This window comes from Dietzia sp. DQ11-71, from assembly GCF_014144995.1.
In the GTDB taxonomy this organism is placed as follows: domain Bacteria; phylum Actinomycetota; class Actinomycetes; order Mycobacteriales; family Mycobacteriaceae; genus Dietzia; species Dietzia kunjamensis.
In genome coordinates, this window is the sequence record NZ_JAALDT010000100.1 from 1 (window position 1) to 9,994 (window position 9,994).

10 protein-coding genes are annotated in these 9,994 nt (G+C 69.0%); 5 read left to right on the forward strand and 5 right to left on the reverse strand.

Annotation, left to right across the window (positions count from 1 at the left end):
* Positions 1–217 precede the first annotated feature (217 nt).
* Positions 218–547, forward strand: a complete 330-nt coding sequence (locus G6023_RS04135; protein ID WP_096906400.1) for a hypothetical protein — start codon at positions 218–220, stop codon at positions 545–547.
* Positions 548–667: 120 nt separating this feature from the next.
* Positions 668–1,225, forward strand: a complete 558-nt coding sequence (locus G6023_RS04140; protein ID WP_096906401.1) for a GNAT family N-acetyltransferase — start codon at positions 668–670, stop codon at positions 1,223–1,225.
* A 36-nt stretch (positions 1,226–1,261) separates the two neighbouring features.
* Here G6023_RS04140 and G6023_RS04145 read toward each other — a convergent pair whose 3' ends face one another.
* On the reverse strand, positions 1,262–1,714 hold the full coding sequence (locus tag G6023_RS04145) for a MarR family winged helix-turn-helix transcriptional regulator (RefSeq protein WP_235027764.1): 453 nt from the start codon (positions 1,712–1,714) through the stop codon (positions 1,262–1,264).
* 72 nt (positions 1,715–1,786) lie between these two features.
* Here G6023_RS04145 and G6023_RS04150 point away from each other — a divergent pair, with 72 nt between their 5' ends.
* Positions 1,787–3,031: a cytochrome P450 gene (locus tag G6023_RS04150; RefSeq protein ID WP_096906402.1), complete on the forward strand. Its 1,245-nt coding sequence runs from the start codon at positions 1,787–1,789 to the stop codon at positions 3,029–3,031.
* A 22-nt stretch (positions 3,032–3,053) separates the two neighbouring features.
* Here G6023_RS04150 and G6023_RS04155 read toward each other — a convergent pair whose 3' ends face one another.
* Positions 3,054–3,389, reverse strand: a complete 336-nt coding sequence (locus G6023_RS04155) for a branched-chain amino acid transport AzlD family protein (protein ID WP_096906403.1) — start codon at positions 3,387–3,389, stop codon at positions 3,054–3,056.
* Positions 3,386–4,090 (reverse strand): AzlC family ABC transporter permease, encoded by a 705-nt coding sequence (locus G6023_RS04160; RefSeq protein ID WP_182634161.1) that lies wholly within the window; start codon positions 4,088–4,090, stop codon positions 3,386–3,388. Before G6023_RS04160 ends, G6023_RS04155 begins: the two co-directional genes overlap by 4 nt.
* 338 nt (positions 4,091–4,428) lie before the next feature.
* Here G6023_RS04160 and G6023_RS04165 point away from each other — a divergent pair, with 338 nt between their 5' ends.
* Complete coding sequence (locus G6023_RS04165) at positions 4,429–6,174, forward strand: RNA/DNA-binding domain-containing protein (protein WP_182634162.1); 1,746 nt, start codon at positions 4,429–4,431, stop codon at positions 6,172–6,174.
* A gap of 160 nt (positions 6,175–6,334) precedes the next feature.
* On the opposite strand, the gene G6023_RS04170 is transcribed toward G6023_RS04165, so the two are convergent.
* Both G6023_RS04170 and G6023_RS04175 read right to left on the reverse strand, forming a co-directional pair.
* A complete protein-coding gene (locus tag G6023_RS04170; protein ID WP_347570714.1) occupies positions 6,335–7,582 on the reverse strand; it encodes an MFS transporter in 1,248 nt (415 codons plus the stop codon).
* 85 nt (positions 7,583–7,667) lie between these two features.
* Positions 7,668–8,300, reverse strand: a complete 633-nt coding sequence (locus G6023_RS04175) for a YqgE/AlgH family protein (protein ID WP_182634163.1) — start codon at positions 8,298–8,300, stop codon at positions 7,668–7,670.
* A gap of 103 nt (positions 8,301–8,403) precedes the next feature.
* Here G6023_RS04175 and G6023_RS04180 point away from each other — a divergent pair, with 103 nt between their 5' ends.
* Positions 8,404–9,825: an MFS transporter gene (locus G6023_RS04180; protein WP_182634164.1), complete on the forward strand. Its 1,422-nt coding sequence runs from the start codon at positions 8,404–8,406 to the stop codon at positions 9,823–9,825.
* Positions 9,826–9,994: the final 169 nt, after the last annotated feature.

Here is a 9,994-nt window from a genome sequence, read left to right on the forward strand (position 1 = left end):
GCAGCCGGCCGCTCCGGCCCCGTACCGGCCCGCACCGGCGCCCGCTCCGGCTCCCGCGCCAGCGCCTGCACCAGCGCCACCGGCCCCCGAAACCATCACCATCGACCTCGGCGGACGCGGGGAGATCATCCCCCAGGCGCCAATCGCCCCCAGACAGCTCAACATCCCCTGACGCCGAACACGTCAGGTCCACCCACCAAGAGAAAGAAGATTACTCATGCTCGCAGCAGCCACCGCCATCTCCGGAATGATCATCTCCGCCCTGATGGCTCTCGGCCCCATCGCAGCACCTGTCGTCGGCGCCGCGATGGCGGCCGGCCCAGTCGCCACCGCTGGCACCGCAATCGCTGGCATGGTCGGCACTGGCGCTGCAGCAGGCGGTTCAGCCGCCCTGGGTGCAGGTGCAGGTGCCATCGGAGCCAATCCCCACGCCGCAGTCGGAGTGCAGAACGGAATCACCGATGCGCTCAACCAGGCGAAGGACGCCGCTGCCGGGTCCGTCAACGACCTGAACCTCCCGGGTGTTCCGCACATCTCGTTCAACTGAATCGGTACGACAAGCGGTCAGCCGAACAGCGCAGGTTCCGCCCCTCGCGTGGCTGATCTCCTCGCCGCCCTCCCCCCGCGAATGTTGGGTCTGGGAGGGCGGCGGTGCTTCAATAACCCGATGACCAGCGTGACCTACTTCCAGCAGACCGACGCCGACCACCTGCGTCCCGCTGGCCGTGCGGAGCTGACCATCTCCCGCGTCTTCCCCGCCGAGCCGTCGTTCAACTCGCGGATGTACCGCGAGATCGGCGGCGACTGGAACTGGATCGATCGGTTGGAGTGGGCAGAGGGCGACTGGGCTTCGTACTGCTCCGACCCGTGCGTCAGCACGTTGCGAGCGACCCGGGGCGGCGAGGTCGTCGGGTTCGCCGAACTCCGCATGAGCCCCTGCGACGAGACCACCGGCCCAGTCTTCAACAACTCCGGCGGCGTCGGGGACGACGGCGTCGACGTGGAGATCGTCTACTTCGGCCTGCTCCCCCGATTCGCCGGCCGCGGCCTGGGCGGATGGTTCCTCTCCGAGGTCTGCCGCATCGCCTGGAACGTGCCCGGGTGCCGCCGGGTGTGGCTGCACACCTGCGACGACGACTCCCCCGCCGCCGTCCCCAACTACCTCTCCCGCGGGTTCGTCGAGTACGCCCGCGCGGACACCGGCTGCGCTACCTGCTCCGCCTGATTCAACGGCCGGCGTGCCCCATCGGCCGAACTCGACTCACTGCTCGGGGAGCCGGCTCAGCGCCCGCCCGCTCATTCGGGAGACCAACTTCTCGGACACCGCGCCGAACGCCTGCAGCTCGTCGTCGTCGAATCCTTCGAACAACCACTCGGCGAGTCCGACGCGCGCGGTCACCACCTCATCCACGATCCGGCGTGACTTCTCCGTCAGGTTGACCAGCCGCACCCGCCGGTCGTCCGGCGGCATCGTGCGCTCCACGTGCCCACTGGCCACCAGACCGTCCACCAGCGCGGTCACCTGGCGCGGCGAGCAGTCGAGATAGGTGGCGAGTTCCACCTGCTTGCACTCGCCCTGCAGACCCAGGACGAACAACAGCTCGAGCCGCGGCACCGTCAGGTCGTAGTTCGCCGCCGCGCGCGCGATCGATCCCGACATCTGCTCCGCCAGCATCAGAGCGCGGTCGAGAATCTCACTCGAGGATAGTGCCACGTGTATATAGTTACCACTATTCACGGTTTCATCCCCGCCAGACCCGGCGGGCGACCAGCCCCAGGAGACACCATGGACGTCACCATCCCGGCAGGCTTCGACTTCACCGACCCCGACCTGTTCGAGAAGCGGCTCCCCCACGACGAGTGGCGCAAGCTCCGGCAAACCGAACCGATCCACCGCGTCGACAAGCGCGCGGGCTCCGACGGGTTCGACGACGACCACTACTGGCTGGTCACCAAGCATGCCGACGTCAAGGAGATCTCGCGCCTGACCGGGGAGGTGTTCTCCGCCGGCGAGAACACGATGATCCCGCGATTCGCCGAGGGAACCGACCGATCGATCATCGAGGCCCAGCGGTCGATGCTCGTCAACGAGGACGGCGAGATCCACAAGAAGCACCGGCGCATCATCTCCCGCGGGTTCACCCCCCGGGGCGTGGCCGGCATGCGCGACGAGCTCGCCGACCGGGCACGCAAGATCGTCACCGCCGCCGCCGAGTCGAACGCCGACGACTTCGTCACCGCCATCGCCTCCGAGCTGCCGCTCCAGGCGATCGCCGACCTACTGGGCGTGCCGCAAGAGGACCGCCACAAGATCTTCGAGTGGTCCAACATCATGACCAGCTACGACGCCGGCGGCGACCCTGACGCTCCCGCCATCGCGTCCATGGAGCTCATCGGGTACGCGAACGCCATGGCCGAGGACCGCGCCGCCAACCCGCGCGACGACATCGTGACCAAGCTCGTCCAGGCCGACGTCGACGGCGAACATCTCTCCGCCGAGGAGTTCGGTTGGTTCGTCACCCTCCTGGCCGTGGCCGGCAACGAGACCACCCGCAACGCCACCACCCACGGCATGGTCGCCATGCTCGAGCACCCCGAGCAGTGGGAGCTGTTCAAGCGCGAGCGGCCCGAGACCGCCTACGACGAGATCCTGCGGTGGGCCTCGCCGATCACCCAGTTCCAGCGCACCGCCATGGAGGACACCGAGATCGGAGGCGTGTCGATCGCGAAGGGCGACCGCGTCCTGATCTGCTACGGCTCCGCGAACTTCGACGAGGAGGTCTTCGACGACCCCTTCAGCTTCAACATCCTGCGCGATCCGAACCCCCACGTCACCTTCGGCGGCCAGGGCCCGCACTACTGCCTCGGCGCCAACCTCGCGAAGATGCAACTCGAGCTGATCTTCAACGCCGTCGCCGACTACTTCCCGGATCTGACCGCGCTCGGCGACCCCACGCGGCTCCGGTCGGGGTGGCTCAACGGCCTGACCGAGTGGAAGGTCGACCTGGGCACGTGCCCGGTGGTCCACTGAGCGGCAGGCGGGGTCGGCAGGCTCACACCAGCAGGGTCTGCAGCAGCATGTAGGTCGCGGTGCCCAGCACGATGCTCGCCGCGGCCCGTCGAAACGCCAGGTGCACAGCAAGAGTGAGCCCCAACGCGACGGCCGCCGGCACCCACGAGCCGAGCTCGGTGGTCGTGTCCCGCAGGGTGTAGACCACCAGCACGACCATCACGCCGGCGGGCATCGTGCGGCCCAGATAGCGGACGACGCCGGAATCGCGCAACCGGGTCAGCGCTACGAACGGGGCGGCCCGCAGCGCGAGCGTCACGAGGAACATCACGCCCAGCCCGGCGAGCAGGTAGGCGGTCCCGGGCACCGCGGCGGTCACGTCGCGGCCCGCTCGGTGCGCGCGGCCCAGACGTAGCGCAGCAACAGCACTACGACGAACGCGCACAGGCCCACGATGAGCATCTGACCGGGCGCGACCACCGCCGCGACCAGGCCGCAGACCAGGCCGATCACCGGCGACGGCAGGTCTCCCGAGGACCGCCACGCGTCCACCGCAAGCACGGCGAACAGGGCGGTCAGCGCGAACTGCAGCCCGTCCAGTCCTTCCGGCAGCGCGGATCCCACGAGCGCACCGACGATGCCCGGCACCACCCACAGCGACTGGCAGGTGATCGCGATGGTCAGCGTCCGGGCGCCGGTCATCTCCACGCGCCGCTTGGTGGCGGTGATCGCGTACACCTCGTCGGTGAGGGCGTAGACGGCATAGAGCCGACCGAGCCGAGAGCGAATGGTCTCGATCGGGAAGCTCAGCCCGTAGAAGACGTGCCGAAAGTTCACCAGGAACGCCGCGGCAGCCAGCGAATACAGGGGAGTGACCGCGGTGAGCAGGCCGATCGCGAGGAACTCCATGGAGCCGGCGTAGATGACGATGGAGAACACCGGTGCCCACCACCAGTCGAACCCGGCCTGCGTCATCAGCACCCCGAACGCCAGACCGAGCGGGACGAGTCCCAGCCCGACGGTCGAGCAGTCGGCAAGACCCTTGCGGATCTCTGCGCTGGTGGCGGGGGCGTGCGGCACGCCGGGCAGTCTAGCCAGCCACGATTTGGCATCACCCCCGTCGGAGCCCTTCCGCGCTCGCGCCGGTCGGCGCAGACTCGGGGCATGAGCGCACACCAGCCCGGGACCCAGCCCGCTCCCACCGTGTGGCACTGCTTCAGGTGCTCGGACGCCCGCGCCGTCATCGACTGGTTGGTCGAACCGGGGTCGGAACCACCAAGGACAACGCAGAACAACTCAGAACAACTACACACGAGGCTCTGAACTGCACCGACGCTATAAGCCAACATCCCTGGCAGGCCGAAGTTGTTTGCTAGTTGTTTCAATAACTCCACAACAACTCGGGCTACTCTGTTCCCATGATGAGCCCCCTCCCTCAAGAAGTGGCCCACGCGCTGGACGCGATCAGAGCGGGAGCCACTGGCGATGCGCTCGAATCCTCGACGCTTGACTTCAAAGAAGACCCCGCCCGGGTACCGACCAGACAGCGTGGCAGCGGAAACCCAGACGCCAAGGTGGTCGAGTCCGTTCTCGATGCGGCGATTTGCTTTGCAAACGGCTCCGCCGGAGAAGCCCACATCGTCCTCGGGGTGGCGGACAAACGTGCTGGACTGGAAGCGTTCAGCGGGACGGATCGCGACGCACAGTGGGTCGAGCGGAAAGTATTCGAGAGCACGATCCCACATTTGCGGGTCGAGGCGCGCGACCTCAGCTACCACGAAGTTCGTCTGCTGTTGATCCGGGTCCCCGAAGGTCTGTCTGTCTACACGAGGACGAATGGCGCAGCGCGTCGCCGAGTCGGCACCCAGTGTGTACCAATGACTGAAAACGATCGGCGCGCCCTGCAGTATGCGCGTGCGAATCCGGATCTCACCGCCCGACCCTCCTCGTCGACCCTCGACGATCTCGACTACCTCGCCCTGAAACGGGCAACAGAACTACTGTCCGCAAGACGAGCCGCCACCGGTGATGGCACCGCCGCCCCCGCAGAGCCGCTGGCACTGCTGAGAGAACTGGGCCTACTCACCGACTCCGGAGAAATCACCGAGGCCGCAGTCCTCTTGTTCGGCCGCAGTCGCCCGGGGGCGGTAGTCGCCAGGCACCTGCTTCGTCAGGTTCCAGGCGGCGATCCGACCGTTACTGAAATCTCAGGGCCCGTCGTGCTCGCAACAGAACAACTGCAAACCCTCATTCAACGGCACTCCGACGCTGAAATCGCTCGGGTCGACCTCGGGACCGGCCAGGAGGTCCCTGTCCCGGCTTTTCCATCGACCGCCGTTGACGAGGTGGTGTCTAACGCGTTGGTCCACCGAGACTGGTCAATGTCATCACCCGTCGTCGTCGACCAGGCTCCTCGCCTGCTGAAAGTCTGGTCGCCGGGCGCGCTTCCGTTCGGAGTGGATATTCACCGACTACTCACTGTTCAATCGGTTCCGCGAAATAACAAACTAATGGCGGGAATGCGCCAACTGGGCCTCGCGGAGGAATCCTCTCGTGGCTTCGATCGAATGTGGCGGTCGATGTTGGCCACAGGGCGGGAAGCCCCCGAGGTCGATGCCGACGACTTCCACGTTGAGGTGAGACTCGTCGCATCTAGACCTGACACCAATTTCATAGCCGCTCTTAACCGATTCAGGAGGCAGTTCGGCGACAACATCATCGACGCGGTTTCCACGTTAATCGTGCTGCGACATCTGTCCCGCGCGCCTCTGATGACAGTTCGTCAGGTGCAGCGCGAGACTCAAGGTGGGCCGGCTGAATCACTTCAGGTAATGATTTGGCTCGAGGACGAGGGACTGGTGCAGCCGGTGACGAGCCGTGGCGACGAGTGGGTTTTGACTTCCGCTGCTCTCGCTTGTCTGGGGTCCGCGGTGCCGGCAGGGTTGTCGACGGTATCGGTTCAGGAGTGGGTGGAGGAGCACCTCAGAGCCGGTGACTCCTTGACCAATCGCGACATTGTCGAAGCGACGGGGCTGGACGGGCGGGAAGTAACCCAGCTCCTGCGGTACCTGCGGCAGACAGGCCGCGCACAGATCGACCCGGACGGACCGAGCCGGGGTCCCACGGTGCGATGGCGGGCGGCCGGTACGGGGCCCGCGGGATAGGCAGCGGGAACTGGCCGGAGCAGGTCGAGAACAACTCTGAACAACTTGCGTAAACGCCTATCGGAGTCCTGAACTGGGCTTTCGCTCCGGTCTTGTCGGTCGAGCCTGCGGCAGTTGTGCAGCCTGACCGGCTCACAAACAACTACCCACCAGCCCCTCGTCAGACCCGCACGACGTCTGCGCGCGGCACCAGCTGGATCGCCACCGCGGCGACCACCGCCGCGCCCGCGAACACCGGCCAGTAGCCGACCGCCTCGATCACGGCAGCGACCAGGGGAGTGGACGCCGCGATCGCCACGAACTGCGCGGTGTTCTGCACGCCCAGCGCGCGCCCGCTCCACCGCGGGCCGGCGTATTCGGCGACGGCGGTGAACGCCAGGCCGTTGTCGGACACCGAGAGCACGGTCGCGACCACGCCGAGCGTCACGGCCACCACCCCGGGGGCTCCCAACGCCTCGGCCACAGCGAGGGCTGCCAGGCCGCCGGTGACCGAGATCGCCACAGCGCGAAGGGGTCTCATCCGCGACCCGACGCGGTCAGACACCGCGCCGGCCACGATCCTGGCGACCGCCCCGAGCACCTGACTCGCCGTCACCACCATTCCCGCGGAGACCGCCGACCAGCCGTGCCCCAGCACGAGCCACGCCAGCAGGAACGCCTGCAGCATGCCCTGCGGCAGGACGAGGAGCACCGACGCGCCGTGCACCCGGGCCAGGTAGTCCGAGCCGCGGTACGGCGACCCGTCCGCCGGGGGACGGGTCGCTGACGCCGTGCCGGTCACCGTGGGAACCGCGGCGCTCGGCGCCGACGGGGGAGCAGCCAGGTGGCCAGGCGGGTCGGTGACGACGACGAGGGCCGCGACCGCCGAGACCACGGCCATGACCAGGGGTACCGCGAAGGCCGCGGCCAATCCGTACGACTGCGCGAGGAGCGGCAAGGTCATGGCCGCGACCGCGGATCCGGCAGGCTGCGACATCTGCCGGACTCCCATGGCGAGCCCGCGGCGGTGGGCCGGGAACCAGCTGACGACGAGCCGCCCGCTCGCGGAGTTCCCCGAGGCGGTGAAGGCGCCGGTGACCAGCAACAGGATCGCCAGCAACGTGAACGAGTCGACGAACAGTGCGGCTGCCAGGGCGAGCGCGGCACCGACCGAGCCGGAGACCAGGACCAGCTTCTCGCTCGTCCGGTCGACGAGCCAGCCCCAGGCGATCAGCGCCGTGGCCATGCCCACCAGCGGCATCGCGACCAGCACCCCGGCCCGCGAGAGCGACAGCCCCTCGACGGTCGTGAGGTGGGGGAGCAGGAAGCCCACGCCGACGACGAACGCCGAGCCCGACGCGGCGACGAACGTGGCGACCGCCAGCACCAGCCAGTGCCGCGGGGTCACCGCGGTCGACTCATGCTTCACCGTCTCCACCTGCACGAGCCTAGACTCGATCCCACAAACTAGAAACTGTCTCCCGTATAATGAGACTCATCCGGGGCGCCGGCCGTCAGTTGACGTCCCCGTCCTGCAGGAAGGTGGCGTACAGCGGCAGCGGCATCTCCTGACGCCGCAGTACCGCACCCCACACGTCGACGCGGGCGGGGGCGAGCAGGTCGCTGGGCAGGCTGGGGGCGACGTACCAGTCGCCGCGGTCGAGTTCGTCCTGCAGCTGCCCGGGGGCCCAGCCGGTGTATCCGACGAACACCCGCATCCCTTCGACGTGGTCGCGCAGCAGATCGGGGTCGCTGTCCAGGTCCACCACGTGCGCCCGGCCCTCGATCTGCTGGAGCCCGACGAACCGGTCACCGTCCACGCCGGAGCCGAGCACCACCAGTGCGATCCCGGTGTCGGGTTTGACGGGACCGCCGATGTGGAAGACGGACGGGGGAGCGCAGATCTCGGCCCAGGCGGGCAGGATCGACTCCACCTCGGTCTCGCTCGGGCGGGTGATGACGACGCCCAGGGAGCCCGAGTGGTCGTGCTCGATCATGTAGATGATCGCGCGCTGGAAGTTGGGATCGGGCATGTCGGGCGCCGCGATGAGCAGCGACCCGGCGACGGGATCACGCTTGTCCATCGCGGAGTAGAGGCGGTCGCCGAACAGGCCGCCACCGCCCAGATCGTCCGGTCCCGTGTCCATGTCCCCATGATGCCCCCGTGGCCGACGACCCACACGCGCGTCCCCTCGATCGGGTCCCGCCGCGGTGGTCACCGCTCGTGCGGCGAGCGCTACGGTGATTCGCGTGACCTCACTGTCCGCCGATCCGGTCGGCCCCCCGCGCGGACGACTGGCGGCCGCGCTGCGGGAGTCGGACGGCCTCGGCCGGTTGTCCACGGCGCGCCTGGCCGCCCTGCTCAGTGAGGGGATCCACCAGGCCGCGCTGGGCGGGATCGTGCTGTTCAGCCCCGAGTCCGCGACGACGCCCGCCGCCATCGTCGGCGGGTTCGCCGTCATGCTGCTGCCGTACTCGGTCGTCGGCCCCTTCGCCGCCGCCGCGCTCGACCGCTGGGATCGTCGGGTCGTCGTCGCGGTCGCGGCGCTGGTCAGGACGGTGTCCATCATCGCGACCATCGCGCTGGTCGCCGTCGGCGCCGTGCACACCGGGGCGGGCCTGGCGGCGTTGTTCGCGCTCTCGCTCGTGGCCATCGGTCTCGGCCGCCTCATCAACACCGGAATGACCGCGGCCATGCCCAAGGTGGTGCCCGATCGGATCCTCGCCGCCGCCAACTCGGTTCTGGTCACCGTGGGGTCGATCATCACGGCCGTCGGCGCGGTCGCGGCGTTCGCCGTCCTGGCCGTCCTCGGCGCCGGGGACGCCGCGGTGTCGTGGACCCTCGTGCCGTCCGTGGTCGCCGCGCTGGTGGGGGTGTGGGCGATCCTGGCCCTGCCGCGCCGGCACCTGGGACCCGACGACGACGAGCTCAGCGCTGATCCCGGCCGGGGCGTGGCACTAGATGCGCTGTCCCTGTTCGCCGGTGGACTGGCCGAGGGCGTCCGGGCCGCCCGGTCCACGGCCCTCGTGTGGGTGTCGCTGACCGGCGTGACGCTCGGCCGGGCGGCGTTCGGGATCACCACGATGCTGGCGATCCTGCTGCTGCGCGACGCCGAGTCCGGCGGCGTGGGCGGCCCTGTCGTGGCCGGGATGGGTGGGTTCGGACTGATGTCGGCGGCGGTGGCCGCAGGCATGGGTCTGGCCGCCGTCGTCACCCCCTGGGCCATCGCCCGTCGGCGGCGGATCGTCGTCGTGGCATCGGGCGCGGTGCTCTCGGGGGTCGCCCAGCTCGCGGTCGGCCCGATCCTCGAGCCGACGGCGCTGGTCGTGGGCGCGGTGGCGATCGGTCTGGGTGCCCAGGTGGTCAAGCTCGTCGCGGACAACGCCATGCAGACCGACGTCCCCGACGCCCGCCGCGGCGGGGTCTTCGCACTGCAGGACGCGCTGTTCAACTCGGCGTTCGTCGTGGGGATGGTCGCGGTCCTGCCGTTGGTGCCCGCCGACGGACGGTCGGTGTCGTTGATGCTGGTCCCGGCCGCGCTGTACGCCGCCGCCGCGGTGATCGCGGCATTCGTGGCCACGCGCACGAGGTCAGGAGCCGAGCCCGAGCGAACCCGCGGCGATCGAACCGCCACCGACCGAACCACCACCGACCGAGCCACCACCGACTGACCCTCCGCCCACAGAACCACCGCCCACAGAGCCCGCGGCGACCGAACCGCCACCCACCGAGCCTGCACCCACCGAGCCGCCACCGACCGAACCTGCGCCGACCGAACCCGCCCCGACCGAACCCGCGCCCATCGACCCGGCGGCAGCGGAACCCGCCGCAGCCGAGCCC

Excerpts from the sequence above, each read along its gene's own strand:
- G6023_RS04135 (WP_096906400.1), top strand. The coding sequence starts at position 218 with ATGCTCGCAGCAGCCACCGCCATCTCCGGAATGATCATCTCCGCCCTG.
- G6023_RS04140 (WP_096906401.1), top strand. The coding sequence starts at position 668 with ATGACCAGCGTGACCTACTTCCAGCAGACCGACGCCGACCACCTGCGT.
- G6023_RS04150 (WP_096906402.1), top strand. The coding sequence starts at position 1,787 with ATGGACGTCACCATCCCGGCAGGCTTCGACTTCACCGACCCCGACCTG.
- G6023_RS04165 (WP_182634162.1), top strand. The coding sequence starts at position 4,429 with ATGATGAGCCCCCTCCCTCAAGAAGTGGCCCACGCGCTGGACGCGATC.
- G6023_RS04175 (WP_182634163.1), bottom strand. The coding sequence starts at position 8,300 with ATGGACACGGGACCGGACGATCTGGGCGGTGGCGGCCTGTTCGGCGAC.